A 25,665-nucleotide genomic window follows, 5' to 3' on the forward strand; every position below is an offset into this window, starting at 1 on the left:
CTCGGAACCCTCAACTCGGCACCGAACGCTCATCTCGGCGCGCCGGCACGCTCCAACAGGTGGGCGAACGCTCCTGTATCGCGCAGTGTCGTCGGCGTCCAGCGCACGACGCCGAGGCCGAGCGCGCGCAGCCGGTCCTCGCGCAGCTTCTCGTCGACGACGGCCCTGGCCGCGGATCGACCGTCGCCCGCGTCCCTCGTCAGGTACTTGGCGACACCATCGCACTCGCCGACGAGGTGCGCCTCCGGCCAGAAGAAGTCGACGACCATCGGCCCTTCGCGGTCGCGGAAGACGACCTGCTGCCTCGGCGGCGAGAATCCGAGATCGAGGATGAGCAGCAGGCTGCGCGCCTCGGCCGGCGACTCGCACCCGTCGGTCGCGAGTCGCAGCAGCGCTCGCGCCGCGCGGACTCCCCTTGCGGCGCCGAGCAGGTCCAACTCGGCGCCGACCTCCGCCGGCGTCGTGAGGGGCGACCCGTCTCGAGGCGAGAACAGTCCAGAGCACAGCAGTTCGAAGGCGGTGCGGCGCGGAGCTGTGCGAGCGACGTCGGCGAGCGTCCGTGCGGGCGTCGTCACTGGCAGTCCGTCGACGCGGTCGATCTCGGCGAGCGCATGCGAGTGTCGCGCGGTTCGTCCGCTGCTGTGCGCCGAGCATCCCTGCGGCACGGTCAGAATGGGACGATCGGGCCACCGCGACAGCGTGCGCGCGCCGTGCAGCATCGCCGCCGATTCGTGCGAGATCACGTTGCCGACGGGAGCGACGAGACCGGCGGCGCGGGTGAGTGCGCGGAATCGATCGTCGTCGGGATGCTCGCCTCGAGCGATCGCGGACGTCGTGGCGTTGCGCCAGCGGAGCACTCCACGCACCACGGGGGTCAACTCGCCGGCGCGGACGAACGCCCGCAGCTCGCCCTCAAGCCCGCGAGCCGACCAGTCGGAGCGCCGCACGAACTCGTCGACCCACGTCGGCCGGCCGATGACCGCCGGGCCCGCCGTGGTGATGATCCCGCTGAAGCCCTCCGCGATGTGCGCCATGCGCGGAGGATGCCCGCCCGCGAGAGCGGCTCGGCGCCACCCGTGCACGATCGGGGCCATCTCACGACCACCCCCGGTTCGGGAGGAGTCGCACGGCCTGCGCGCTCGTCGAGTTGCGCTCTCGATGTCGAGTTGAGGTTTCTGAAGCGACAACTCGACGGGACCGCCGCAACTCGGCGAATCGAGGGGGACTACGTCGCGCCAGCGCGGCCACCGCGTGGGGCGCGGCGCGGCTCGGCCGCGCGGGACGCGCTACTCGTGCACGACGTGCATCGCGCGCGCAGCATCCGTCACGGCGCCCGAGAGGGACGGGTACACCGAGTACGCGCGGGCCAGCTGGTCGACGGTCAGGCGGTGCTCGACCGCGAGCGCGATGGGCAGGATGAGCTCGGAGGCCTTCGGCCCGACGACGACCCCGCCGATGACGGTGCCCGAGCCGGTGCGGGCGAAGAGCTTGATGAAGCCGTCCTTGACGCCCTGCATCTTGGCGCGCGGGTTCGAGGCGAGCGGCAGCTTGTAGATCTGGCCCTGGGCGACGCCGTCCTCGATCTGCTTCTGCGACCAGCCGACGGTGGCGATCTCGGGCGCGGTGAAGATGTTCGAGGTGACGTTGCGCAGCTCGATGGGCGAGACGGCGTCGCCGAGCGCGTGGAAGACCGCGGTGCGGCCCTGCATCGAGGCGACCGAGGCGAGGGGCAGCGAGTCGCTGCAGTCGCCGACCGCGTAGATGGACGGGATGGAGGTGCGCGCAACCCGGTTGGTGCGGATGTGCCCGCTCTCGGTGAGCTGCACCCCGGCCTCCTCGAGCCCGATGCCGGCGGTGTTCGGGATCGACCCGACGGCCATGAGCACGTGGCTGCCCTCGATGACGCGGCCGTCGCCGAGGTCGACGCGCACGACGTCGCCGTCGCGGACGACGGACTGCGCGCGGCTGCGGCTGAGCAGCTCCATGCCGTTGCGGCGGAACACGCGCTCGATGAGGGCGGCGGCATCCGCATCCTCGCCCGGCAGCACCTGGTCGCGGCTGGAGACGAGGGTGACCTTCGCGCCGAGCGCGGTGTAGGCGCTGGCGAACTCGGCGCCGGTGACGCCCGAGCCGACGACGATGAGGTGCTCGGGCACGTCGTCGATCTCGTAGAGCTGCTTCCAGGTGAGGATGCGCTCGCCGTCGGGCTTCGCATGATCCAGTTCGCGCGGCGAGGCGCCGACGGCGACGATGACCGTGTCGGCGTCGCAGGTGTCGACGTCCGTGCGCTTCTTGCCGGATCCGACCGAGACCACGACGCGCTGCGGGCCGTCGAGCCGCCCGTCGCCGACGACGATGCGCACGCCGGCCTTCACGAGCTGCTGCTTCATGTCCTCCGACTGCTGGCGCGCGAGGCGCAGCAGGCGCTGGTTGACGGCGCGCAGGTTGACGGTGACCTCGGGCTTGACGCTGCGCCCGCTCTCGCCGCGGGCGAAGAACTGCACGCCGAGGTCGGTGGCGTCGCCGATGGCGCCCGCGGCCTCGGCCGTGGCGATGAGGGTCTTCGAGGGCACGACGTCGGTGAGCACGGCCGAGCCGCCGACGCCGACCCGCTCGACGAGGGTGACGTCGGCGCCGAACTGGGCGCCGGCGAGGGCGGCCTCGTAGCCGCCGGGCCCTCCCCCGAGAACGACGATGCGGTGCTGGCGTTCGAAGAGACTGGGCATGCCCCTATCCTCCCACGCGGCGCGGATGCGCACCGATGCGCAGAAGCCCGCTCACCTGCGCGGCAATACGATGGGGGCCATGACCGACCACGCCGCGCACCCCCTCGACGACCCCGCCGCCGACCCGTTCGCGCTCGCCGCGGAGGCCGCGGCGCAGATCGCCGCGATCACGGGCGTCGAGAAGCACGACATCGCCCTCACCCTCGGCTCGGGCTGGGCGAAGGCCGCCGACCTCATCGGCGAGACGACGCACACGATCGCCGCGACCGACGTCGCCGGCTTCAGCAAGCCGGCGCTCAGCGGCCACGTGGGCACCCTCCGCTCGGTGCTGCTGCCGAGCGGCAAGCGCGCCCTCGTCATCGGCGCCCGCACCCACTACTACGAGGGGCACGGGGTGCGCCGCGTCGTCCACTCGGTGCGCACGGCGGCCGCGGCCGGGGCATCCATCATGATCCTCACCAACGGCGCGGGCGGCATCAAGGAGCACTGGACGCCCGGCACCCCCGTGCTCATCAGCGACCACCTCAACCTCACGGCCGACTCGCCCCTCGAGGGCGCCACCTTCATCGACCTCACCGACCTCTACTCGCAGCGCCTGCGGGCCATCGCCCGCGAGATCGACCCGGGCCTCGACGAGGGCGTCTACGTGCAGAACCGCGGACCGCACTACGAGACGCCCGCCGAGGTGCAGATGGCGAAGGCCATGGGCGGCCACATCGTGGGCATGTCGACGGCGCTCGAGGCGATCGCGGCCCGCCAGTCGGGCATGGAGGTGCTGGGCCTCTCGCTCATCACCAACCTCGGCGCGGGCATCTCGCCCGAGCCGCTCAGCCACGGCGAGGTCATCCAGGCCGGCAAGGACGCCGAGCCGGTCATCAGCGCGCTGCTGGCCCGCATCGTCGCGGCGCTGTAGCCCCGCCAACCGACCCGCCCCCGACCCGAGCGACCACCGCGGCACCGCTGCCGCCGGAAGGAGCATCCCGTGACCACGATCGACGCCGCCAAGGCCTGGCGCGACCAGGATCCCGATGCCGAGACGCGCGCCGAGCTCGACGCGCTCATCCCGCGCGCGGAGGAGGGCGACGCGGCCGCGATGTCCGCCTTGCGCGACCGCTTCGACAGCCGACTCGCCTTCGGCACCGCGGGGCTCCGCGGCGAGCTGGGCGCGGGCCCGAACCGCATGAACCGCGTGCTCGTCGCGCAGGCGGCCGCCGGTTTCGCCGACTTCCTGAGGGCCCGAGAGGATGCCCCCTCCATCGTCATCGGCTACGACGGGCGCATCAACTCCGACGTCTTCGCGCGCGACACCGCCGAGATCATGGCCGGCGCGGGGGTGCGCGCTGTGCTGCTGCCCCGCGCGCTGCCGACGCCCGTGCTCGCCTTCGCCGTGCGCCACCTCGACGTCAGCGCCGGCGTCATGGTGACGGCGAGCCACAACCCGCCGCGCGACAACGGCTACAAGGTCTACCTCGGCGGCGCGGACCAGGGCTCGCAGATCGTCGCCCCCGTCGACGGCGAGATCCACCGGGCGATCCTCGCGGTCGCCGATCGCACGACGGTGGATGCCCTCCCGCGGTCGACCGACTACGCCCTCGCCGACGAGGCCGTCGTCGAGGAGTACGTGCAGCGCACGGCCGCCCTCGTGCCGTCGGGCGCGGGCGCGCCCGCCCGCGTCGTCGTGCCCTTCGTCTACACCGCCATGCACGGCGTCGGGTGGGAGGTCGCGGAGCGCGTCCTCGCCGCCGCCGGCCTCGGCGAGGCCACCGTCGTGCCCGAGCAGATCGCGCCCGACGGCGCCTTCCCGACGGTCGCCTTCCCGAACCCGGAGGAGCCGGGCGCGATGGACCTGTCGTACGCGACGGCGAACCGCTCGGGCGCGCAGCTCGTCATCGCCAACGACCCCGACGCCGACCGGCTCGCGGTGGCCGTGCCCGACGCGTCCGCGCCCGACGGGTGGCGCCGGCTGAGCGGCAACGAGGTGGGGGCGCTGCTGGGCTGGCGCATCGCCGAGCGCCTGCACCGAGCGGGTGCGCGGGCGAAGCTCGCGGCATCCATCGTCTCCTCCCCCGCCCTCGCGGCCGTCGCCGACTCGTACGGCCTCAGCTACAGCGACACCCTCACCGGGTTCAAGTGGGTCTCGCGCGTCGGCGGGCTCGCCTACGGCTACGAGGAGGCCCTCGGCTACCTCGTCGACCCCGAGAAGGTGCGCGACAAGGACGGCATCTCGGCCGCGGTCGAGTTCCTCGCCCTCGTCGGCGAGCTGGCCGCCGAGGGGCGCACGATCGCCGACCACCAGGCCGACTTCGACGAGCGCTTCGGCGCCTTCGCGAGCGCCCAGGTCTCGCTGCGCGTCACCGACCTCGCCCGCATCGGCGCGATCATGAGCGCCCTGCGCGCGAACCCGCCGACATCGATCGGGGGCGTCGAGGTGCGCCAGGTCGACGACTTCATCGACGGCTTCGGGGTGTTCCCGGCGGGCGACATCCTGCGGTTCTGGATGCACGGCGGCGCCCGCGTCATCGTGCGGCCGAGCGGCACCGAGCCCAAGGTCAAGGTCTACATCGACGCCTCGTCGACCGCCGGCCCGGCGGCCGAGCGACGACGAGACGCCGAGGCGCAGGTCGCGGCGCTCGAGGAGGGCATGCGGGCGCTCGTCGCCTGAGCCGGCCCGTCGCCTCGGCCGGCGCCCCGTGAGAGCGCTGCGTGTCGCAACTCCTGCATCCGTGCCCGCGCTCCGCGCGCTGCCGCGACGCCTCGCCCTCGCCGCGCGAAGACTGCAGGAGTTGCGGCACGCCGACCCGTGCCGCCGCCCCCACCCCGATCCCGCCCGTAGCCCCCTGTGCTTGACTGATCGGGTGCCCCGACCCCGCCTGCTGACCCCCCTCGTGGCGCGCCTGCTGTTGCTCGCGCTCGTCGTCGGCGCGGTCGGCATCGGGGCGGGTGCGGTGGGGCAGCCGGAGCTCTCCGGGCTGCTGCGCACCGCGGGCATCCTCATCGCGGCCACGGCCCTCGTCGCCCTGTGGGCCCGCCGCGGGCACGACCGCCTCGAGCGCCTGCCGGCCATCTCGGCCGTCATCATGGCCGTCGCCACCGCGCTCGCGGCCGTCGCCATCATCTGGCTGCTCAACAACGGCCCCGACCGGCCGATCGGCCTGATCGGCGCGACCGCGGCGATCGGCATCGTCACGGCGAGCGCCGCGGCGAGCGCCGGCACCACGATCCTCATCCGCGCGCACGTCGAGGCCATGCCCGCCCACGTGTGGAGCGGCATCGGCGGCGCCGGCCTCGCCATCCCCTTCATCGTCGCGGGCGCCGCCCCCGAGGCCGTCATGGCCGGCGCCGTCGGCCTCGCCATCGCCGACCGCGCCTACCACCGCAACCAGGCGCACGAGCTCGCCGTGCGGGAGGCACGCCTCCGCGGCGAGCCGGTGCCCGCGCCCGCCCCGCGCTGGACCCCGCGGGAACGCCGCCGCGCCCTCGTCCTCGGCCTCGCCGCCGTGCTCGTCGTCGCCCTCGCCTGGGCGGTCGGCATCGGCATCGGCGAGCTGCTGGGCGCCGCCGCCGTCGGGCAGGCCTTCGCCGTCGTCGCGCTCGCCGTCATCCCGCTCGCCCTGCAGACGGCGCTGCTGATGCGCAGCGCGCGTGCGTTCCGGCCGTGGGCGATCGCGGGCGCCGGGATGCTCGCTCTCGCCGCCCTCACCGCCCTCCTCGTGCCGCTCGAGGCCGTGAGCTTCGCGGCGATCGCCCTGCAGTCGGCCGCCGTCGCCCTGCTCGCCGGCGCGCTCGCCCGGCTCGGGCGCGGAGCCGGCCGCGAGGGCGCGGCCCAGGTCGCCGTACTCGCCGCCACCCTGTGGTGGCTCACCATCGTGCCGACGGGCGGCCTGCTCATCGCGGTCGTCGCCATCGTCACGACCGCGATGTCGTTCCGCCGGAAGGCGGCGAGCGCCCCGCGCCCGACGCGGCCGCCGCAGTCGGCGACCGCCGCCGGCTGAACCGGGCCGCAGCGCCGCGCCGACGCGTCGCATCGCGTCGCGTCGCGAGGACCTTCAGCCGATCGCGGCCTCGATCTTGCGGCTCAGCTCCTCGGTGTCGAAGTAGTTCTCGATCACGACGACGTCGGCGCGCGTCGGGCCGATCGCCTCGACGAACTCGGCGCTCGTGAGGATGACCTGCGCGTCGGCGGCCACGGTGCAGACCGAGGCGATGTCGGCCGCCACGACCGAGGCCGTGAGGCCCAGGCGCTGCAGCACGCGCTCGGCGTTGACCTTGAGGATGCCGCTCGAGCCGATGCCCGCGCCGCAGATGGTGACGATCTTCATGCGCCGCTCCGGCCCTCGAGGATGGCGCGCACCTCGTCGCGCGTGGTCGCCGCGGCGACCGCCGCGATGGCGGAGGAGTCGTTGAACGCGTTCGCGAGAGCGGCGACCGAGGCGAGGTGGGCATCCGGAGCCACGCCGGCGAGGCCGATGACGACCCGCACCGGATCGTTGTGCGCGTGCCCGAAGGCGACCGGCTCGGCGAGCGTCACCACCGAGAGCCCTTCGCAGCGCACGTCCGCGCCGGGGCGCGCGTGGGCGAGGGCGAGGCCGGGCGCGATGACGATGTACGGGCCGTGATCGTCGACCATGCGGATCATCGCCTCGGTGTACTCGGCGGTCGTGCATCCCGAATCCACGAGGGCGTCGCCGGCGAGGCGTACCGCATCGCGCCAGTCGGCGGCGCGGGCGCCCACGACGATGGCGCGATCGGCGAGCGGCGGCAGGGTCATCGATCGCCCTCGGCGTCGAGGAAGGGCTCGAATCCGGCGATGATCGCGTCGGTGAGGGTCTCGCGGTCGTCGACGGAGAGGAAGGCGGCCGACGCGGCGTTGAGCTGAAGGGTGAGCACGTCGTCGAGGTCGTAGCCGAAGGCCTCGCTCACGAGCGCGAGCTCGCGGCTCAGCGTCGTGCCGCTCATGAGGCGGTTGTCGGTGTTCACCGTCACGAGGAAACCCAGCTGGTAGAAGAGGTCGAGCGGGTGGTCGACCATCTCGTCGCCCCACTGCGCGATCGCGCCGGTCTGCAGGTTCGAGCTCGGGCTCGTCTCCAGGCAGATGCGGCGGTCCTTGATCCACTCGGCGAGCTCGCCGAGGCGGGCGTAGCTGGTGCCGTTCTCGGTCGAGATCTCGATGTCCTCGGCCAGGCGCACGCCGTGGCCGAGGCGCAGGGCGCGGCCGTCGAGCAGCGCGCCGCGGATCGAGTCGAGGCCGTCGGCCTCGCCCGCGTGCACCGTGGCGGGGAAGAAGCTCTGCGCCAGGTGGTCGAAGGCGTCGCGCATGCGGCCCGCCGGGAACCCGGCCTCAGCGCCGGCGATGTCGAAGCCGACCACGCCCGCGTGCCGGTGGCGCACCGCGAGCTCGGCGATCTCGAGACCGCGGTCGGCGTGGCGCATCGCGCTGATCAGCTGGCCGACGCGGATGGTGCGGCCGTCGGCGCGCGCCTCGGCGACGCCGTCGTCGAGGCCCGCCTGCACGGCCTCGACCGCCTCGTCGAGGCTGAGGTCCTTCTGCTGGTGCTGCTCGGGCGCCCAGCGGATCTCGCCCCAGATGACGCCGTCGGCGGCCAGGTCGAGCACGAACTCGTGCGCGACGCGGCGCAGCCCCTCGGCGGTCTGCATCACGGCGGTGGTGATGTCGAAGGTCTTCAGGTACTCCACGAGCGAGCCCGAGTTGCTCTTCTCGGCGAACCAGGCACCCAGCTCGTCGGCCGTCGTCGCCGGCAGCTCGAGGCCGATCCCGGCGGCGAGCTCGATGATCGTCTGCGGCCGCAGACCCCCGTCGAGGTGGTCGTGCAGCGACACCTTGGGCAGCTGCTCGAGGGCGATGTCGGTGCCGGGGAGGAGGGTCTCAGTCGCCGTCGTCATAGGGCTAAACCTACCGCCCGGCGGGCAAGAGCGCGCTGGGGGCGGAGCCCTACGCTGAGGGCATGCCCGAGAAGATCATCCTCGACTGCGACCCCGGCCATGACGACGCGATCGCGCTGCTGCTCGCGCACGGCAGCCCCGAGATCGAGCTGCTCGCCGTCACCACGGTCATGGGCAACCAGACCATCGAGAAGGTCACCCGCAACGCCCTCTCGGTGGCCCGCGTGGCGGGCATCACGGGCGTGCCGTTCGCCCGGGGCGCGCACCGCCCGCTCGTGCGCGCGATCGAGACGGCGCCGAGCATCCACGGGGAATCGGGGCTCGACGGCCCCGTCCTGCCCGAACCGACCATCGAGCTGGATGCCCGGCACGCCGTGCAGGTCATCATCGACACCGTCATGGCCCACGAGCCCGGCACCGTCACGCTCGTGCCCACCGGCGCCCTCACCAACATCGCCCTCGCCGCCCGGCTGGAGCCGCGCATCGTCGAGCGGGTGAAGCAGGTCGTGCTCATGGGCGGCGGCGTGCACGTCGGCAACTGGAGCGCGGTGAGCGAGTTCAACATCGTCATCGACCCCGAGGCCGCGCACATCGTCATGAACGAGCGGTGGCCGCTCACGATGGTGGGCCTCGACCTCACGCACCAGGCGATCGCGACGCCCGCGGTCGCCGCCGCGATCGCCGCCGTCGGCACCGGCCCCGCGCGCTTCGTCGGCGAGCTGCTCGAGTTCTTCGGGCGCACCTACCGCGACGCGCAGGGCTTCGAGCACCCGCCCGTGCACGACCCCTGCGCGGTCGCCTACGTCATCGACCCGAGCATCATGACCACCGTGCGGGCTCCGCTCGACGTCGAGCTGACGGGCGCGCTCACGGTGGGCATGACGGTCGCCGACCTGCGCGGGCCCGCCCCCGAGGGATGCACGACGCAGGTCGCGATGGACCTCGACAACGACCGCTTCTGGGCGCTCGTCGTCGACGCGCTCGAGCGCATCGCCGCTGGCGCGGTGGAGCATTAGGATCGCGAAGCGATCCGCGACCCCAGCGCCGACCGAGCTGCGCTCGGTCGGACACCAGCGCGAAACCCCTACGCCTCGACGACCCCCGCGATGAGCGGCCCGCCGGTCTCGATCTCATCGCCGGCGTCGCCGATGCGGTAGCCGCCCTCGAGCGCCTCGAGCGCGCGGTCGAACCGCGCCGCGTCGTTGGTGCTCATGGTGAACAGCGGCTGGCCCTTGGTGACCGTGTCGCCCGGCTTGGCGTGCAGGTCGATGCCGGCGGCGTGGTCGACCGGGTCCTGCTTGCGGGCGCGGCCCGCTCCGAGGCGCCAGGCGGCGATGCCGAAGGGCAGGGCCTGCTGCGCGACGAGCACGCCGTCGCGGTCGGCCGTGACGACGTGGGTCTCGGACGCGACCGGGAGCGGAGCATCCGGATCGCCGCCCTGGGCGCGGATCATGGCGTTCCACGCGTCCATCGCGCGGCCGTCGTGGAGGGCCGCAGCGACGTCGACGTCGGTGACGCCGGCGAGGTCGAGCATGTGGCGGGCGAGCTCGACGGTGAGCTCGACCACGTCGGCGGGGCCGCCGCCGGCGAGCACCTCGACCGATTCGCGCACCTCGTTGGCGTTGCCGATGGCGAGGCCGAGCGGCACGTTCATGTTGGTGAGCACGGCGCGCGTGGCGACGCCGGCGTCCTCGCCGAGGCGCACCATGACCTTCGCCAGCTCGCGCGACTGCTCGATGTCCTTGAGGAACGCGCCCGAGCCGAACTTCACGTCGAGCACGAGGGCGGCGGTGCCCTCGGCGATCTTCTTCGACATGATCGACGAGGCGATGAGCGGGATGCACTCGACCGTGCCGGTGATGTCGCGCAGGGCGTAGAGCTTGCCGTCGGCGGGGGCGAGCCCCGAGCCCGCGGCGCAGACGACCGCGCCGGCGCTCTCGAGCTGCGCCATCATCTCGTCGACGCTGACGTTCGCCCGCCACCCCGGGATGCTCTCGAGCTTGTCGAGCGTGCCCCCGGTGTGACCCAGCCCGCGCCCGGAGAGCTGCGGCACGGCCACCCCGAAGGCGGCGACCAGCGGCGCCAGCGGCAGGGTGATCTTGTCGCCCACGCCGCCCGTCGAGTGCTTGTCCGTGGTCTTCTTGGAGAGCCCGGAGAAGTCGAGGCGGGTGCCGCTCGCCACCATGGCGAGCGTCAGGTCGCGCACCTCCTCGCGCTCCATGCCGTTGAGGAAGATCGCCATCGCCATCGCGGCCATCTGCTCGTCGCCGATGTAGCCGCGGGTGTACGCGTCGACCATCCAGGCGATCTGCTCGGGGTCGAGGGCGCCGCGGTCGCGCTTGGTGCGGATGAGGTCGACGACGTCGTAGGGCTCAACGGCCATTACTGCTCTCCAGGGGTGGTGTAGGCGGCGAGGGTGCGCGGGCCGAAGGCGTCGGGCAGCACCTCGTCGATGGTCTTGATGCCCGACACGGTCTCGAGCAGCATGCCCTCGGCCGAGTGCTCGAACAGCAGCTGGCGGCAGCGGCCGCAGGGCATGAGAGCGCCGCCGTTGCCGTCGACGCAGGTGAAGGCGACGAGGCGGCCGCCGCCGGTCATGTGCAGGCTCGAGACGAGCGCGCACTCGGCGCACAGCGTCAGGCCGTAGCTGGCGTTCTCGACGTTGCAGCCGGCGATGACGCGGCCGTCGTCGACGATCGCGGCGACCCCGACCGGGAACCTCGAGTACGGCACGTAGGCCTTCCGCATGGCGTCGAGGGCGACGGCCCGCAGGGCGTCCCAGTCGATGGCGTCGGTCACGATGACTCTCCTCTTGCGATGGGCGCGGGCGGGATGGCGGGCGCGCTGCGCGCCCGCCGCATCCCGAGCATCACGCCTTGATGTAGGGCTTGCCGCTCGCCGCCGGGGCTCGGGAGAGCCCGACGAAGCCGGCGACCGCCACGATGGTGACGACGTACGGCAGCATGAGCATGAACTCGCTCGGCACGGGCGAGCCCACGATCGACAGCGTCGACTGCAGGTTCGTCGCGAAGCCGAACAGCAGCGCGGCGAGCGTCGCCCTGATCGGATCCCAGCGGCCGAAGATGACGGCCGCGAGCGCGATGAAGCCGGCGCCGTTGGTCATGTCCTTGCCGAAGGAGCCGATGGCCGCGAGGGTGAAGAACGCCCCGCCGCCGCCGACGATCGCGCCGGCGAGCAGCACGTTCCAGAAGCGGGTGCCGCGCACGTTGATGCCGACGGTGTCGGCCGCGGTCGGGTGCTCGCCGACGGCGCGCAGGCGCAGGCCCCAGCGCGTCTTGAAGAGCCCGAACCAGACCACCGCGATGGCGATGTACATGAGGTAGACGATGACCGTCTGGCGGAACAGGATGCCGCCGAGCACGGGGATGTCGCTCAGCAGCGGCAGCGCGATGCGCTCGAAGCGGGCCGGCGAGTTGAACAGCTCGGGGTTCGGCACCATGACGGTCGAGTACAGGAAGCTCGTGAGGCCCAGCACGAGCACGTTGAGCACGACGCCGACGATGACCTGGTCGACGAAGTACTTGATCGCGAAGGCGGCGAGCACGAACGAGACGAGGGCGCCGGCGATCATGGCGCCGAGCAGGCCCACCCACGGGCTGCCCGTCACGGTCGCGATGAGGGCGGCCATGAACGCGCCGGCGAGCAGCTGGCCCTCGATGGCGATGTTGACGACGCCGACGCGCTCGGAGATCACGCCGCCGAGCGAGCCGAAGATGAGCGGCGTCGAGACGGTGAGGGCTCCGGCGAGGAGGCCGACGAGCGGCACGGTGGCGCCCGCGGCGGCCCACGTGAGGAAGCCGACGAGGAACAGCACCGCGAAGAGCGTCACGACCCACAGCGGCACCTTCTTCGCCGCGCGCACGAGCGCGAAGGCGACGCCGGTGATGACGAGCATCGAGACGGTGACGACGACGCTCGTGGCGATGAGCGGCAGGTCGAGCGCCGGCAGCTGGATGGCGTCGCGCGCCTCCGAGAGCCGGAACGAGGTCGTCTGGTCGCCGCGCCCGAGGGCGAAGAACAGCACGACGGCGAGCGCGGTGAAGACCGCGAAGCCGATGGGCGCCTTCCAGCTGCGCACCACGATGGGGCTGGATGCTCCCGCCGGGGTCGTCACCGGCGCGGCGGTTGCGGGTGCAGCGGTCACTGGGTCACCTCCGCCTTGCGGGCGAGCTGGGGCAGACGCCACTGGTACGTGCCATCGGGCGTCGGCAGTCGGAAGATGGAGCGCACGAGCGGCGGCGCCGCGATGAAGAGCACGATGAACGACTGCACGACGAGCACGATGTCGACCGGGATGCCCTCCGAGGCCTGCATCGTGAACGAGCCGGCCTTGAGCGCGCCGAACAGCAGGCCCGCGAAGAAGACGCCCCAGGGCTTGGAGCGGCCGAGCAGCGCGACGGTGATCGCGTCGAAGCCGATGCCCGCGTCGAGCCCGGCGGCGAAGCCCCCGGTGAAGTTGCCGAGCACCTGCTGCACGCCGGCGAGGCCGACGAGGGCCCCGGCGATGAGCATGACCTTGACGTAGACGGCCTTGACGTCGATGCCCGCGGTCTGCGCCGCGTGCGGGTTCTCGCCGACGGCCCGGAACTGGAAGCCCATCGCCGAGCGATTGAGCAGGTACCAGACGTAGATCGTGGCGAGCACGACGAGGATGAAGCCGATGTCGAGGTTGTACTGCGGGCCCAGGAGGCTCGGGTACTGCGCCGACTCGAGGATCGGCCCGCTCTGCGGGTTGTTCTGCCCCGGCTCCTGAAGGGCGCCCGGCGTGCGCAGCAGGAACGAGATGAGGTAGAACGCGATGTAGTTGAGCATGATCGTGACGATCACCTCGTGGGCGCCGGTGCGGGCCTTGAGCAGACCCACGATGCCGCCCCAGATCGCGCCGCCGATGATGCCGACGACGAGCGCGACCACGAGGTGCAGGCCCGGGGCCATCGGCACGTAGGCGCCGACGTAGCCCGCAGCGGCGGCGGCGATGAGGATCTGGCCGCGGCCGCCGATGTTGAACAGGCCGACGCGGAACGCGAGCGCGACGCCGAGGCCGGCCGCGATGAGCGGCGTGGCGAAGACGATCGTCTCGGTGAGCGGGCGGATCGCGACCGCGAAGCCGCGGTCGGTCTCGTAGTTGAAGATCGACCCGCGGAACAGGGCGGCGTACCCGCCGCTGACGGCATCCCACGCGGCGCGCAGCATGTCGGCGGGGCGCGAGAAGAAGTAGCCGGCGGTCTCGGCGACGCGCTCATCGGTGAGGACGATCAGCAGTCCGCCGAAGACGAGCGCGAGCACGACGGCGAGCACCGAGATGGCCGCGCTGCCGCCGAAGATCTCCTTCAGCAGCTGGTTCGACTTCGGCTGCTCGTGCGGGGTGCCCGCCGCGGCGCCGGTGGTCGCGGGATCGTGCGGCCCGGTCGCCTCGGCGGCGACGGCGGCCGTGGTCGGCGCGGCAGGGAGTCCGTTGCCGGGGCCGTCGGGAGCGCGACCGCTGTGCGGGGGCGTGGTGTTCGAGTCGCTCATGCGGCCACCTCCGCCGGCGTCTCGCCGGCCATCATCAATCCGAGAACGTCGCGGGGGGTGTCGCCGGGCACGATGCCGACGATCCGCCCGCGGTACATGACCGCGATGCGGTCGGCGAGCGCGACGACCTCGTCGAGCTCGGTCGAGACCACGATCACCGGCACGCCGGCGTCGCGCGTGGCGACGATGCGCTTGTGCACGAATTCGATCGATCCGACGTCGAGGCCGCGCGTGGGCTGGGCGGCGATGAAGAGACGCAGCTCGCGGCTCAGCTCGCGGGCGAGCACGACCTTCTGCTGGTTGCCGCCCGACAGGCGGCCCACCTTGGACGTGATGCCCTGCGCGCGCACATCGAACTCGCGCACCTTCTCCTCCGCGAAGCGGTCGAGGTCGGCGAGCTGCAGGGTGCCGCGCTTGACGAAGGGCTCGCCCGTCGAGCGGTCGAGCATGAGGTTCTCGGCGATCGTGAACTCCTTCACGATGCCGTCCTCGCTGCGGTCCTCGGGCACGAAGCCGACGCCGGCGTCGAGCACCTGGCGCGTGGAGCGGCCGATGAGCTCGGCGCCGTCGAGCGAGATCGACCCGGCCGTGTGGCGCTGCAGGCCCATGATGGCCTCGGTCAGCTCGGTCTGCCCGTTGCCCTGCACGCCGGCGATCGCGAGGATCTCACCGCGGCGGATGCTGAACGAGATGCCGTCGACGAGCACCTGGCCGAGCGGGTCGGTGACGGTGAGGTCGCGCACCACGAGGGCGTCGTCGCCCGGCGTCGCGGTGTCCTTATCGACCGTGAGGTCGACCGCGCGGCCGACCATGAGGGAGGCCAGCTCGGCGTTGCTCGCCGTCGGCGAGGCCTCGCCGACGACCGTGCCGAGGCGGATGACCGTGATGCGGTCGGCGACCTCGCGCACCTCGCGCAGCTTGTGCGTGATGAAGACGATCGACGTGCCCTCGTCCTTGAGCTGGCGCATGATGCCCATGAGCTCGTCGGTCTCCTGCGGGGTGAGCACGGCGGTCGGCTCGTCGAAGACGAGCACGTTCGCGTTGCGCGACAGGGCCTTGATGATCTCGACGCGCTGCTGCACGCCCACGGGCAGATCCTCGATCTTGGCGTCGGGGTCGATCTCGAAGCCGAAGCGGGCTGAGATCTCGCGCACCTTCGCCCGGGCGGCGTCGAGGTCGAGCAGACCGGCCGCGCGCGTCTTCTCGTTGCCGAGCATGACGTTCTCGGCCACCGTGAAGACGGGGATGAGCATGAAGTGCTGGTGCACCATGCCGATGCCCGCGTTCATCGCGTCGCCGGGGCCGGCGAAGGCCTGCACCTGGTCGTCGAGCAGGATCTCGCCCTCGTCGGCCTGGTACAGGCCGTAGAGGGTGTTCATCAACGTGGACTTGCCCGCACCGTTCTCGCCGAGCAGGGCGTGGATCTCGCCGGGCTGCACGATGAGGTCGATGTGGTCGTTGGCGACCAGGGCGCCGAAGCGCTTGGTGATGCCACGAAGCTCGAGTTTCATGCTCCGCGCCTTCCCGCGCCGAGGGTGGGCCGGCGCTGTGCGAGTGGTGGAGTTCCGGGTACCGCAGGCCGCAGCAGGGCGACCGCGGCGTGCCCTGCGGCTAATGGTACGGGAGCGCGAGCACCGCGATATGAGCAGGGATGCGCGCATCTGAGCAGTGGCCCCGTCGGCGAGCAGCGGCGGGAGCCCGGAGAACGGGCCGGGGGAGGCCAGCAGCGCTGGCCTCCCCCGGGTGGAACTGGGTGGGACTACTGACCGGGCGACGCCGGCGAGCTGACCTCGATCGAGCCGTCGATGATGCCGACGGTGATCTCGTCGAGCTGCGCCTGCAGCTCGGCGTCGACGAGCGACTCGAAGTCGTGGAACGGGGCGAGGCCCACGCCCTCGTTCTCGAGGTTGCCGACATAGGGAGAGTTGTCGAAGTTGCCCTCGCCGGCGGCCATGACGACGTCGTACACGCCGTTGCTGATGTTCTTCAGCACCGAGGTGAGGAGCAGGTCTCCGACGCTCGGGTCGGTCTCGAACACGTCGGAGTCGACGCCGAGGAGGGCGACCTCACGACCGGAGTCGCGGATGGCCTCGGCGGCCGACTGGTAGATCGGGCCACCGACGGGCAGCAGCACGTCGACGTTCTGGTCGAGGAGGCCCTGGGCCGTGGTGAGGGCCTCGGTGCCGGCGTCGAAGCCGCCGGTGAAGGCGCCGTCCTGCGCCTCGAAGTCCCAGCCGAGGGCCTGGACGTCGGTGCCGTTGACCTCGTTGTGGTACTCGACGCCCTGCACGAAGCCGTCCATGAAGATCGTGACGGGCGGGATGGGCAGGCCGCCGAAGGTGCCGACGACGCCGGTCTCGGAGTAGCTCGCGGCCGCGTAGCCGGCGAGGAACGCCGCCTGGACGGTGTCGAACTGGATCGGCTTGACGTTGTCGCCCTCGACGGCCGAGTCGATGATCGCGAAGTTGATGTCGGGGTTCGCGGCGGAGGCCTCGGCGGTCGCCTCCTCGAGCAGGAAGCCCACCGTGATGATGAGGTCGCAGCCCTCGTCAACGAGGCTCTGCACGTTGGGGCCGTAGGCGTTCTCGTCCTGCGACTGCACATCGGTGAACTCGACGCCGAGCTCCTCCGCTGCGCGCTCGAGGCCCTCGAAGCCGGCCTGGTTGAACGAGCGGTCGTCGAACCCGCCGGCGTCGGAGACGATGCAGGGAAGGAAGTCGAGCGCCTCGTCGGTGGGGCCGGCGGTGCCGCCCTCCTCGGGCGCCGCGGCGCACCCGGCGAGCACGAGCGCGCTCGCTCCGAGCATGGCAAGACCGCTGACCGCGGCCTTACGGGAAGTGAAGTTCACTGTGTCCTCCAAAAAGGTGCCCAGCGAGGGGCGCTGGGGCTGTGTGGCTACACGTTAGCGGTGCGCGGGCCTGCTGAGCAGTGCCGGAGGGGCCGGGTGATGCAAGCGTTACGAAGATGCGACGCGCCCGAAATTCCGCGGAAATCCAAGGCTCGAACCGGTGGATGCGCGCAGGAGTGCGCGGATGAGCAGGTCGGGGCGCGCCGGGCGGCGGCCGCTCCGGGCTCGCGGGTGCGCTAGAGCAGGTCGTTGCGACCGGAGAGCTTGATGGCGTCGACGACGCTCTTCACGCGCTGCGCGTGCTCGCGCGTGGTCACGAGCAGAGCATCCGGCGTATCGACGACGACGATGTCGGTGACCCCGATGAGGGAGATGAGCCGCTGGCTCTGGCTGACGACGACGCCGCTCGAGGAGTCGGCGAGCACGCGCGCGCCCTCGCCGAGGATCGCCAGATCGCCGGTGCGACCGCCCGAGAGCAGCTTCGCGAGCGAGGAGAAGTCCCCGACGTCGTCCCACGGGAAGTCGCCGCGCACCACCGCGAGGCGTCCGGCCGCCGCGGCGGGCTCGGCCACGGAGTAGTCGATCGCGATCTTCGTGAGCATCGGCCAGATGGCGTCGACCACGCGGTCGCGCTTCGGGGTGTCCCAGGCCTCGGCCATCTGCAGCAGGCCCTCGTGCAGCTCCGGCTGCGTCTCGGCCAGCTGGGCGAGCAGCCGGTCGGCGCGGGCGATGAACATGCCGGCGTTCCAGAGGTAGTCGCCGGAGGCGACGTACCGCGTCGCCGTCTCGAGGTCGGGCTTCTCGACGAAGCTGTCGACGATCTCGGCGTGCGGGGCGCCCTCGACGACGAGCGGCTCGCCGCAGTGGATGTACCCGAAGCCGACCGAGGGCTCCGTGGGCGTGATGCCGATGGTGGTGATGTAGCCGGCGCGCGCCACGGCGACGGCCTCCGTCACCGCGCGGCGGAACCGCGGCGCGTCGGAGATGACGTGATCGGCCGCGAACGACCCGATCACGACGTCGGGGTTGCGGCGATGCAGGATGGCCGCCGCGAGCCCGATCGCGGCCGAGGAGTCCTTCGGCTCGGTCTCGAGGATGATGTTCTGCGCGCGCAGCTCGGGCAGCTGCTTCTCGACGGCGCCGCGGTGAGCCCGCCCCGTGACGACCGTGATGCCGTCCTCACCGCAGAGCGGCAGCAGGCGCTGCCAGGTGTCGCGCAGGAGCGTGTGGCCGCTGCCGGTGAGGTCGTGGAGGAACTTGGGAGCCTCGGCCCGCGAGAGCGGCCAGAGCCTCGATCCGACGCCGCCCGCGGGGATGATGGCGTGGAAGTCGGCGAGGGGTCCTTCGAGTCGCTCCATAGGGCGAAACCCTAGTGGCGCTCGGCTCGCGGTGCACCGCCGACAGCACTCCCCCCTTGGAGGGGGTGGTCAGCGGAGCATCCCGAGCACTCAGATAAGTCGACGTAGACTTCAGTCATCGGCGGCCACCAGTCGAGCTCGGTCCGGGCATCACCGGATCTCATGGACGCAGAATCCTGCGCCCGTCGTCCCTGCCCTGAGGAGGGTTTCTCGTGCCAGCGAAGGTAACGGGAGCAGGAGCCGTCGGCTCCGCACCCCCGACCATCCCCGCTCCCCGACCGTCTCGACTCGCCGGAACGCTGTACCGCGGCCGCGAGGGGATGTGGTCATGGGTGCTCCACCGCATCACCGGCGTGGCCATCTACTTCTTCCTGCTCGTCCACATCCTCGACACCGCGCTCGTGCGGGTCAGCCCCGAGGCCTACAACATCGTGATCGGCTCGTACCAGACGCCGATCATGGGCCTCGGCGAGCTCGCCCTCGTCGGCGCGATCGGGTTCCACGCGCTCAACGGGCTGCGGATCATCCTCGTCGACTTCTGGGGCGTCGGCACCCGGTACCAGCGCGGCATGTTCTACGGCGTGCTCGGGCTCTGGGCCGTGCTCATGATCGGCTTCGCCCCCCGCCACCTCATGAACGTCTTCGGAGGCTGATCATGACGACCATCGACGCACCCCGCACCCCGTACGCGACGACCCGCAAGGGCGTCAATTGGGAGAAGTGGGGCTGGATCTACATGCGCGCATCGGGCGTCGTGCTCGTCGTGCTGATCTTCGGCCACCTCTTCGTCAACCTCTTCCTCGGCGAGGGCGTGAAGCAGATCGACTTCGCCTTCGTCGCCGGCAAGCTCGCCGATCCGTTCTGGATGGTCTGGGACACCGCGCTGCTCTGGCTCGCGATGATCCACGGCGCGAACGGCATGCGCACGATCGTCAACGACTACGTCGACAAGCCCCAGGTGCGCCGCATCCTGCTCGGCGCGATCGCCGTCTCGACCGCGGCCCTGGTGATCCTCGGCACGCTCGTTATCTACACCTTCGACCCGTGCCCCGCCGGCGCGGACCCTTCGCTCGTCGCATCGTTCTGTGAGGACCTCTGATGACTGACACCCTGACGTCGCCGGCCACGCCGGCGGTGCACCACCACGAGTTCGACGTCGTCATCGTCGGCGCCGGCGGCGCCGGCATGCGCGCCGCCATCGAGGCCGGCCCGAACGCGAAGACCGCCGTGATCTCCAAGCTCTACCCGACGCGCTCCCACACGGGTGCGGCGCAGGGCGGCATGGCCGCCGCCCTCGCCAACGTCGAGGAGGACAGCTGGGAGTGGCACACCTTCGACACCGTCAAGGGCGGCGACTACCTCGTCGACCAGGACGCGGCCGAGATCCTCGCGAAGGAGGCCATCGACGCGATCATCGACCTCGAGAACATGGGACTGCCCTTCAACCGCACGCCCGACGGCAAGATCGATCAGCGGCGCTTCGGCGGGCACACCCGCGACCACGGCAAGGCGCCCGTGCGCCGCGCCTGCTACGCGGCCGACCGCACCGGCCACATGATCCTGCAGACGCTCTTCCAGAACTGCGTCAAGCTCGGCATCGAGTTCTACAACGAGTACTACGTGCTCGACCTCGTCATGAACGAGGGGAAGGCCGCGGGCGTCGTCGCCTACGAGCTCGCCACCGGCGAGCTGCACGTGTTCCGCGCGAAGAGCATCGTCTTCGCCACCGGCGGCTTCGGCAAGATCTACAAGACCACCTCGAACGCCCACACCCTCACGGGCGACGGCGTCGGCATCATCTGGCGCAAGGGCATCCCCCTCGAGGACATGGAGTTCTTCCAGTTCCACCCGACCGGTCTCGCCGGTCTCGGCATCCTCCTCACCGAGGGCGCGCGCGGCGAGGGCGCCATCCTCCGCAACGCCAGCGGCGAGCGGTTCATGGAGCGCTACGCCCCGACCATCAAGGACCTCGCCCCGCGCGACATCATCTCGCGCTGCATGGTGCAGGAGGTCGCGGAGGGTCGCGGCGCCGGCCCCAACAAGGACTACGTGCTGCTCGACTGCACGCACCTGGGCGCCGAGGTGCTCGAGACCAAGCTGCCCGACATCACCGAGTTCGCCCGCACCTACCTCGGCGTCGACCCCGTGCACGAGCCCGTGCCGGTCATGCCGACCGCGCACTACGCGATGGGCGGCATCCCGACCAACATCAAGGCCGAGGTGCTGAGCGACAACGACACCGTCATCCCCGGCCTCTACGCCGCCGGCGAGTGCGCGTGCGTCTCGGTGCACGGCTCCAACCGCCTCGGCACCAACTCGCTGCTCGACATCAACGTCTTCGGCAAGCGCGCCGGCCGCTACTCGGTCGAGTACGCCAGCACCGCCGAGCTCGTGCCGATGCCCGAGGACCCGGCCAAGGAGGTGCGGGAGCTCGTCGAGCGCCTGCGCACCTCGACGGGCACCGAGCGCGTGTCGGTGCTGCGCAAGGAGCTGCAGGAGGAGATGGACAAGAACGCCCAGGTCTTCCGCACCGAGGAGAGCCTCGAGAGCGTCACGAAGACCATCGAGCGCCTGCGCGACCGGTACCAGAACATCGGCATCCAGGACCGCGGCAAGCGCTTCAACACCGACCTCCTCGAGGCCATCGAGCTGGGCTTCCTGCTCGACATCGCCGAGGTCGTCGTCTACTCGGCGCGCAACCGCAAGGAGAGCCGCGGCGGCCACATGCGCGACGACTTCCCCGACCGCAACGACGCCGACTACATGCAGCACACGATGGCGTACCTCACGGGCGACGCGCACAGCGCCGACGCGAGCGACCACATCCGCATGGACTGGAAGCCCGTCGTGATCACCCACTACCAGCCCATGGAGAGGAAGTACTGATGGCGACCGCCACCGCAACCCCGGCCGCCGAGGTCGCGGCCATCCAGGCGTTCACCGTCACCCTCATCGTGCGGCGCTTCGATCCCGAGAAGGATGCGGACCCGTACTGGGAGGACTTCGACGTCGAGATGTACTCGACCGATCGCGTGCTCGACGCCCTGCACAAGATCAAGTGGGATCAGGACGGCACGCTGTCGTTCCGCCGCTCGTGCGCCCACGGCATCTGCGGCTCGGACGCCATGCGCATCAACGGCCGCAACCGCCTGGCCTGCAAGACGCTCATCAAGGACCTCGACATCACGAAGCCCATCTACGTGGAGGCCATCAAGGGCCTGCCGCTGGAGAAGGATCTCATCGTCGACATGGAGCCCTTCTTCGAGTCGTACCGCCAGGTGCAGCCGTTCCTCGTCGCGGGCTCGAAGCCCGAGAAGGAGCGCCTGCAGACGATCGAGGAGCGCGCCCGCTTCGACGACACCACCAAGTGCATCCTCTGCGCCGCCTGCACCTCCTCGTGCCCGGTGTTCTGGACGGACGGGCAGTACTTCGGCCCCGCCGCGATCGTCAACGCGCACCGCTTCATCTTCGACAGCCGCGACGAGGCCGCCCAGGTGCGCCTCGACATCCTCAACGACAAGGAGGGCGTGTGGCGCTGCCGCACGACCTTCAACTGCTCCGAGGCGTGCCCCCGAGGCATCGAGGTGACCAAGGCGATCGCCGAGGTCAAGCAGGCCATCCTGCGCGGCAAGCCCTAGTCGCACCGCGCACGACCGACGGCCCCGGGATGCTCATCCCGGGGCCGTCGGTCGTGCGCGGTCGCCCGGCCGACGACGCCGGTCGGGCGACCGCGGGCATCACTCCGCCGCGAGCGCCGCGCGGCGACGGACCAGCAGAGCGGAGCCCAGGCCGACGAGGGCGAGCAGCGCACCGAGCAGGCCGAGCGCCGGGGCGACCGGGCTCGCTCCGGTCAGCGCGAGCCGGCCCTCCGACGCCGCCGCGGTGACCGAGGCGGGCGTCACGCCGTCATCGTCCGCACCGGTCCCGGTGGTGACGGTGCCGTCGGGGGCCGCGTCGGTGACGGGGTCGGTTCCCGGGTCGGTGCCCGGGTCGGTGCCGGGGTCCGTGCCCGGGTCAGTGCCGGGGTCCGTGCCCGGGTCGGTTCCGGGATCCGTGCCCGGGTCGGTCCCGGTCTCGGCGTCGCCGATCACGCCGATCGCCACGTCGCCGATGGTGATCGGCAGGGTGATCGTCGGGTCGAGCAGGGTGCCGCCGAGCAGCGAGTCGTCGCCGGAGGTGCCGCCCGTGCCCCCGCCGATGATCGGGAGGCCGGGCATCCCGCCCCCGGTGCCGGAGCCGCCGGTCGTCGCGTCGCCGATGACGCCGAGCGCCACGTCGCCGACGGTGATCGGAGCGATCACGTCGGGCGACACCACCGTGCCGCCGGCGATCGAGTCGTCACCCGAGCTCGAGCCGGAGCCCGCAGCGGGCGCCGCCTCGACGGGCGCGCCGCCGGCGGTGGAGCCGCCGGTCGTCGCATCGCCGATGACGCCGAGCGCCACGTCGCCGACCGTGATCGGAGCGATCGCGTCGGGCGACACCACCGTGCCGCCGGCGACCGAGTCGTCACCGGTCGAGGTCGCGGGTGCCGCCGGGACGGGCGCCGGGGCCGGCGCCGGCGCGGGTGCGGATGCGGTCGATCCGCCGGAGGAGGCGTCGCCGATCACGCCGAGCGAGACGTCGCCCACCGAGATCGGGATGCTCACGACCGGCGCCGCGACCGTCCCGCCGCCGATCGAGTCGGCACCGGACGATGCGGCCGGGGCCGGGGCCGGGGCGGGAGCCGGGGCCGGGGCCGGGGCGGGCGCGGTCGAGCCGCCCGTCGCGGCGTCGCCGATGAGGCCGAGCGACACGTCGCCCACCGACACGGGGATCGACACGAGACCGCCGACGACGGTCCCGCCGAGCAGCGAGTCGTCGCCGCTCGAGTCGGCGGCCGATGCCGCCGTCGCGCCGGCGACGCTGATGCCGCCCGCGATCACGACGCTCCAGAGCGCCTTGGTCATGAATCTGGACATGGTGATGTACTCCTTGGTCTGCGTGCTGAGAGGGACGTCGGCGCGGTCGCGCCGGACGCGAAGGATGCGTGTGCTCGCGCTGCCCTGAGGGCGCGCGCGAGCGCATCCGCTCTCAGTCGGGAGACGGGACGGAGTCGGAGGACGGGGCGACGGGCAGCCGGTCATCGCGCGGCGGCGCCGTGCGGCCGGCGTCGAGCTGCGGAGCGCCCGAGGCGTCGAGCATCGCGGCCCCGAGCACGCCGGGCGCGGCGCCCGCGGTGACGGACGAGACGGCGACGGGGTCGCCGGCGAGCGGACCGTGCGCGGTCGGGTCGTCGGCGGGGCTCAGCAGGTCGGGCGCGCCCACCGGCGCGGGGAGCTCGGCGCCGGCGCCCGGGACGGGGCCGGCGACGGTCGACGGCTCGGCGGCGACCGCGATGCCGACGCTCCCGACGAGGGCGGCGGGGAGGGCCGCGCTCGACGCCGCGCCGAGGTCGGTCTCGGCGCCCTGTCCGGCGGGCAGTGCCGGGTCGAGCCCGGGCACGAGGTCGACGGCGGGCTGCGTCGGGGCCGGCGAGGGCGCCGGCGCGCCGGGGAGATCCGTCGCGGGGGGCTCGGGGGTGGGAACCGTGGGCAGCGCGGGCAGGTCGGCGACGACCTCGACGACGACCTCGACGACCGGGGCGGTCGTGCCGACGACCGCGCCGACGGCGGCGCCGGTGGTGGAGTCGACCGCGGCGGTGACCGGTGCGGCCCCCTGCTCGACCACGATCTGCGTGAGCGGGGCGGCGACGGGGGCAGCGGCATCCACCACCGCGACGGCGCCGTCGACGGTCGCGTCGACGGCATCGGTGGCGGAGTCGACGACGGAGGTGAGGCCGTCCCCCGCTCCGCCGAGGAGGGAGCCGAGCGACGCCGGGCGCTGCTCGGCCGCCGCGGCGCCGTCGCTCGGGGAGAGGACGCCGAACAGGGTCCAGCCGGCGGCGAGCGCGAGGCCGGCGACGAGGAGGGAGCGCCAGCGCGATCCCGCGCCGCGGCGCGTCGCGCTCTGCTCCACGGCCTGTGCCGTGGAGGGCCGCCCCTCAGCGACTCCGCTCATCGAATCACCCCCCGGGTGCGATCGGTAGAGGAACCATGCTCCTGTTGCGAGCATCCGTCAACCCCCTCTCGGTAGAACTACCGAGACGACCGCGCTCGCTAGGGTTGGACGATGGCCGAGACCCGCACCGACCCCCGACCGTCGCCCGCTCGGCGGGACGGCGACGAGGAGCCCGAGGCGGAGCATCCCGCCATCGGCGCCCGGATCGGCGTGATCGTGCAGCGCGTCATGCAGTGGCGGGTCGTGCGGGTCTTCCTGCACTACGGCTCCGAGCGCGGGCCGATCCTCGCGAGCGGGCTCGCGTACCAGGCGATCTTCGCCGTCTTCGCCGGCATCTGGGTCGGCTTCTCGATCGCCGGGCTCGTGCTCACCGGCGACGTCGGGCTGCGGCAGAGCCTCATCTCGATCCTCAGCGAGAGCGTGCCCGGCCTCATCGACGACGGCGCGGGGGGCGGCGCGATCGACCCGGAGGATCTGCTGAACGCGGGCGTGTTCCGGCTCAGCGGCGTGATCGCCCTCATCGGCCTGCTCGTGACCGCGCTCGGCTGGCTCGCCTCGGCGCGGGACGCCGTGCGCGCGCTCTTCGGACTGCCCGCGGTCGAGGGCAACGTGCTGCTGCTGCGCCTCAAGGATCTCGGCCTCGCGGTCGGCTTCGGCGCCCTGCTCATCCTCTCCGCCGCACTGAGCGTCGTCGGCACCCAGGCCACCGACCTCGTGCTCGGGCTCGTCGGGCTGCGCGAGACGCCCGTCGCTCTCGTGCTCTCGCGCATCGTCTCGCTCGCCGTCATGTTCGCCCTCGACACGGTGGTGCTCGCCGCCCTGTTCCGCGTGCTCGCGGGCGTGCCCATCCCCTTCGCCCGGTTGCGCACGGGCGCCCTCCTCGGCGCCGCCGGTCTCGGCGCGCTCAAGGTGCTCAGCGGCCTGCTGCTCGGCGGCGCGACCTCCAACCCGCTGCTCGCCTCCTTCGCGGTCATCATCGGTCTGCTGATCTTCTTCAACCTCGTGTGCCAGGTGATCCTCATCGCGGCGGCCTGGATCGCGGTCGGGGTGACGGACGCCGCGATCGTGCTCGACCCCGAGCTCGAGGCGAAGCGGCTGGAGGAGGCGCGCGCGCTCGTCGCCGCGCACCCCGAGGCGTCGGCGGGGAAGCGCGGCTTCTGGGCGCGGCTGCTGCGGCGCTGACCGGCGGTCGCACGCCGGTCGGCCGGGGCGCGGCCGCGCGGAGGCCGGGCATCCCTGTCGGTGGTCGAATCTAGGATGG

General features: G+C 72.2%; 23 protein-coding genes. 9 read left to right on the plus strand and 14 right to left on the minus strand.

What is annotated here, in order from left to right; genetic code table 11:
* Positions 1-29: 29 nt before the first annotated feature.
* Positions 30-1,034: a PDDEXK family nuclease gene (locus HGB54_RS10195; protein WP_168916324.1), complete on the minus strand. Its 1,005-nt coding sequence runs from the start codon at positions 1,032-1,034 to the stop codon at positions 30-32.
* A 252-nt stretch (positions 1,035-1,286) separates the two neighbouring features.
* The gene (locus HGB54_RS10200) at positions 1,287-2,726 is read right to left on the minus strand and encodes an NAD(P)H-quinone dehydrogenase (protein WP_168916325.1); all 1,440 of its coding nucleotides are present in this window, start codon (positions 2,724-2,726) and stop codon (positions 1,287-1,289) included.
* Between the two features lie 79 nt (positions 2,727-2,805).
* Between HGB54_RS10200 and HGB54_RS10205 the strand changes: the two genes are divergently transcribed.
* From HGB54_RS10205 to HGB54_RS10215, 3 genes are all read left to right on the plus strand, one after another.
* Positions 2,806-3,639: a purine-nucleoside phosphorylase gene (locus HGB54_RS10205; protein WP_168916326.1), complete on the plus strand. Its 834-nt coding sequence runs from the start codon at positions 2,806-2,808 to the stop codon at positions 3,637-3,639.
* 69 nt (positions 3,640-3,708) lie between these two features.
* Positions 3,709-5,388 (plus strand): phospho-sugar mutase, encoded by a 1,680-nt coding sequence (locus tag HGB54_RS10210; protein WP_168916327.1) that lies wholly within the window; start codon positions 3,709-3,711, stop codon positions 5,386-5,388.
* Between the two features lie 193 nt (positions 5,389-5,581).
* Entirely contained in the window at positions 5,582-6,718 is a 1,137-nt protein-coding gene (locus HGB54_RS10215) for a hypothetical protein (RefSeq protein WP_168916328.1), read from the plus strand.
* Between the two features lie 54 nt (positions 6,719-6,772).
* On the opposite strand, the gene HGB54_RS10220 is transcribed toward HGB54_RS10215, so the two are convergent.
* Genes HGB54_RS10220 through HGB54_RS10230 form a run of 3 tightly spaced genes read right to left on the minus strand, consistent with a single transcriptional unit; the run spans position 6,773 to position 8,627 of the window.
* Positions 6,773-7,045 (minus strand): PTS sugar transporter subunit IIB, encoded by a 273-nt coding sequence (locus HGB54_RS10220; RefSeq protein WP_168916329.1) that lies wholly within the window; start codon positions 7,043-7,045, stop codon positions 6,773-6,775.
* On the minus strand, positions 7,042-7,494 hold the full coding sequence (locus HGB54_RS10225) for a PTS sugar transporter subunit IIA (protein WP_168916330.1): 453 nt from the start codon (positions 7,492-7,494) through the stop codon (positions 7,042-7,044). The genes HGB54_RS10220 and HGB54_RS10225 overlap by 4 nt, the downstream gene beginning before the upstream one ends.
* Complete coding sequence (locus HGB54_RS10230; protein WP_168916331.1) at positions 7,491-8,627, minus strand: adenosine deaminase; 1,137 nt, start codon at positions 8,625-8,627, stop codon at positions 7,491-7,493. Before HGB54_RS10230 ends, HGB54_RS10225 begins: the two co-directional genes overlap by 4 nt.
* A 62-nt stretch (positions 8,628-8,689) precedes the next feature.
* On the opposite strand from HGB54_RS10230, the gene uriH reads away from it, so the two are divergent.
* Entirely contained in the window at positions 8,690-9,643 is a 954-nt protein-coding gene (uriH, locus tag HGB54_RS10235) for a uridine-preferring nucleoside hydrolase UriH (protein ID WP_168916332.1), read from the plus strand.
* 68 nt (positions 9,644-9,711) lie between these two features.
* Here the strand turns inward: uriH and HGB54_RS10240 are convergent, their stop codons facing one another.
* From HGB54_RS10240 to HGB54_RS10270, 7 genes are all read right to left on the minus strand, one after another.
* The gene (locus HGB54_RS10240; protein ID WP_168916333.1) at positions 9,712-11,010 is read right to left on the minus strand and encodes a thymidine phosphorylase; all 1,299 of its coding nucleotides are present in this window, start codon (positions 11,008-11,010) and stop codon (positions 9,712-9,714) included.
* A complete protein-coding gene (locus HGB54_RS10245) occupies positions 11,010-11,426 on the minus strand; it encodes a cytidine deaminase (RefSeq protein ID WP_168916334.1) in 417 nt (138 codons plus the stop codon). The genes HGB54_RS10240 and HGB54_RS10245 overlap by 1 nt, the downstream gene beginning before the upstream one ends.
* A 70-nt stretch (positions 11,427-11,496) precedes the next feature.
* Positions 11,497-12,792, minus strand: coding sequence for an ABC transporter permease (locus tag HGB54_RS10250; RefSeq protein ID WP_168916335.1), 1,296 nt, complete (start codon positions 12,790-12,792; stop codon positions 11,497-11,499).
* Positions 12,789-14,162 (minus strand): ABC transporter permease, encoded by a 1,374-nt coding sequence (locus HGB54_RS10255; RefSeq protein ID WP_168916336.1) that lies wholly within the window; start codon positions 14,160-14,162, stop codon positions 12,789-12,791. Before HGB54_RS10255 ends, HGB54_RS10250 begins: the two co-directional genes overlap by 4 nt.
* A complete protein-coding gene (locus HGB54_RS10260; RefSeq protein ID WP_168916337.1) occupies positions 14,159-15,673 on the minus strand; it encodes an ABC transporter ATP-binding protein in 1,515 nt (504 codons plus the stop codon). Before HGB54_RS10260 ends, HGB54_RS10255 begins: the two co-directional genes overlap by 4 nt.
* Before the next feature lie 248 nt (positions 15,674-15,921).
* Positions 15,922-17,010: a BMP family lipoprotein gene (locus HGB54_RS10265; protein WP_168916338.1), complete on the minus strand. Its 1,089-nt coding sequence runs from the start codon at positions 17,008-17,010 to the stop codon at positions 15,922-15,924.
* A 236-nt stretch (positions 17,011-17,246) separates the two neighbouring features.
* On the minus strand, positions 17,247-18,368 hold the full coding sequence (locus HGB54_RS10270) for a mannose-1-phosphate guanylyltransferase (RefSeq protein ID WP_168916339.1): 1,122 nt from the start codon (positions 18,366-18,368) through the stop codon (positions 17,247-17,249).
* Positions 18,369-18,631: 263 nt separating this feature from the next.
* Here HGB54_RS10270 and sdhC point away from each other — a divergent pair, with 263 nt between their 5' ends.
* Genes sdhC through HGB54_RS10290 form a run of 4 tightly spaced genes read left to right on the plus strand, consistent with a single transcriptional unit; the run spans position 18,632 to position 22,006 of the window.
* Positions 18,632-19,021, plus strand: a complete 390-nt coding sequence (sdhC, locus tag HGB54_RS10275) for a succinate dehydrogenase, cytochrome b556 subunit (RefSeq protein ID WP_267237863.1) — start codon at positions 18,632-18,634, stop codon at positions 19,019-19,021.
* A gap of 2 nt (positions 19,022-19,023) precedes the next feature.
* Positions 19,024-19,467, plus strand: coding sequence for a succinate dehydrogenase, hydrophobic membrane anchor protein (sdhD, locus tag HGB54_RS10280; RefSeq protein ID WP_168916340.1), 444 nt, complete (start codon positions 19,024-19,026; stop codon positions 19,465-19,467).
* On the plus strand, positions 19,467-21,254 hold the full coding sequence (gene sdhA / locus HGB54_RS10285) for a succinate dehydrogenase flavoprotein subunit (RefSeq protein ID WP_168916341.1): 1,788 nt from the start codon (positions 19,467-19,469) through the stop codon (positions 21,252-21,254). The genes sdhD and sdhA overlap by 1 nt, the downstream gene beginning before the upstream one ends.
* Entirely contained in the window at positions 21,254-22,006 is a 753-nt protein-coding gene (locus HGB54_RS10290; protein WP_168916342.1) for a succinate dehydrogenase iron-sulfur subunit, read from the plus strand. The genes sdhA and HGB54_RS10290 overlap by 1 nt, the downstream gene beginning before the upstream one ends.
* A 99-nt stretch (positions 22,007-22,105) precedes the next feature.
* Here HGB54_RS10290 and HGB54_RS10295 read toward each other — a convergent pair whose 3' ends face one another.
* On the minus strand, positions 22,106-23,326 hold the full coding sequence (locus tag HGB54_RS10295; protein WP_168916343.1) for a hypothetical protein: 1,221 nt from the start codon (positions 23,324-23,326) through the stop codon (positions 22,106-22,108).
* Positions 23,327-23,438: 112 nt separating this feature from the next.
* Positions 23,439-24,404, minus strand: a complete 966-nt coding sequence (locus HGB54_RS10300; protein WP_168916344.1) for a hypothetical protein — start codon at positions 24,402-24,404, stop codon at positions 23,439-23,441.
* Positions 24,405-24,515: 111 nt separating this feature from the next.
* Between HGB54_RS10300 and HGB54_RS10305 the strand changes: the two genes are divergently transcribed.
* Positions 24,516-25,586 carry a YihY/virulence factor BrkB family protein gene (locus tag HGB54_RS10305; RefSeq protein WP_168916345.1) on the plus strand — a complete coding sequence of 357 codons (1,071 nt, stop codon included), beginning with the start codon at positions 24,516-24,518 and terminating at the stop codon, positions 25,584-25,586.
* The last annotated feature ends 79 nt before the right edge of the window (positions 25,587-25,665 follow it).

Source organism: Microcella flavibacter (assembly GCF_012530535.1).
Lineage (GTDB): Bacteria > Actinomycetota > Actinomycetes > Actinomycetales > Microbacteriaceae > Microcella > Microcella flavibacter.

What these genes read in the sequence shown, in the direction of transcription:
- uriH (WP_168916332.1), top strand. Translation starts at nt 8,690, where the DNA reads ATGCCCGAGAAGATCATCCTCGACTGCGACCCCGGCCATGACGACGCG.
- sdhD (WP_168916340.1), top strand. Translation starts at nt 19,024, where the DNA reads ATGACGACCATCGACGCACCCCGCACCCCGTACGCGACGACCCGCAAG.
- HGB54_RS10205 (WP_168916326.1), top strand. Translation starts at nt 2,806, where the DNA reads ATGACCGACCACGCCGCGCACCCCCTCGACGACCCCGCCGCCGACCCG.
- HGB54_RS10255 (WP_168916336.1), bottom strand. Translation starts at nt 14,162, where the DNA reads ATGAGCGACTCGAACACCACGCCCCCGCACAGCGGTCGCGCTCCCGAC.
- HGB54_RS10260 (WP_168916337.1), bottom strand. Translation starts at nt 15,673, where the DNA reads ATGAAACTCGAGCTTCGTGGCATCACCAAGCGCTTCGGCGCCCTGGTC.
- HGB54_RS10305 (WP_168916345.1), top strand. Translation starts at nt 24,516, where the DNA reads ATGGCCGAGACCCGCACCGACCCCCGACCGTCGCCCGCTCGGCGGGAC.
- HGB54_RS10300 (WP_168916344.1), bottom strand. Translation starts at nt 24,404, where the DNA reads ATGAGCGGAGTCGCTGAGGGGCGGCCCTCCACGGCACAGGCCGTGGAG.
- HGB54_RS10200 (WP_168916325.1), bottom strand. Translation starts at nt 2,726, where the DNA reads ATGCCCAGTCTCTTCGAACGCCAGCACCGCATCGTCGTTCTCGGGGGA.
- HGB54_RS10220 (WP_168916329.1), bottom strand. Translation starts at nt 7,045, where the DNA reads ATGAAGATCGTCACCATCTGCGGCGCGGGCATCGGCTCGAGCGGCATC.
- HGB54_RS10195 (WP_168916324.1), bottom strand. Translation starts at nt 1,034, where the DNA reads ATGGCGCACATCGCGGAGGGCTTCAGCGGGATCATCACCACGGCGGGC.
- HGB54_RS10225 (WP_168916330.1), bottom strand. Translation starts at nt 7,494, where the DNA reads ATGACCCTGCCGCCGCTCGCCGATCGCGCCATCGTCGTGGGCGCCCGC.
- HGB54_RS10295 (WP_168916343.1), bottom strand. Translation starts at nt 23,326, where the DNA reads ATGTCCAGATTCATGACCAAGGCGCTCTGGAGCGTCGTGATCGCGGGC.
- HGB54_RS10290 (WP_168916342.1), top strand. Translation starts at nt 21,254, where the DNA reads ATGGCGACCGCCACCGCAACCCCGGCCGCCGAGGTCGCGGCCATCCAG.
- sdhA (WP_168916341.1), top strand. Translation starts at nt 19,467, where the DNA reads ATGACTGACACCCTGACGTCGCCGGCCACGCCGGCGGTGCACCACCAC.
- HGB54_RS10240 (WP_168916333.1), bottom strand. Translation starts at nt 11,010, where the DNA reads ATGGCCGTTGAGCCCTACGACGTCGTCGACCTCATCCGCACCAAGCGC.
- HGB54_RS10270 (WP_168916339.1), bottom strand. Translation starts at nt 18,368, where the DNA reads ATGGAGCGACTCGAAGGACCCCTCGCCGACTTCCACGCCATCATCCCC.
- HGB54_RS10230 (WP_168916331.1), bottom strand. Translation starts at nt 8,627, where the DNA reads ATGACGACGGCGACTGAGACCCTCCTCCCCGGCACCGACATCGCCCTC.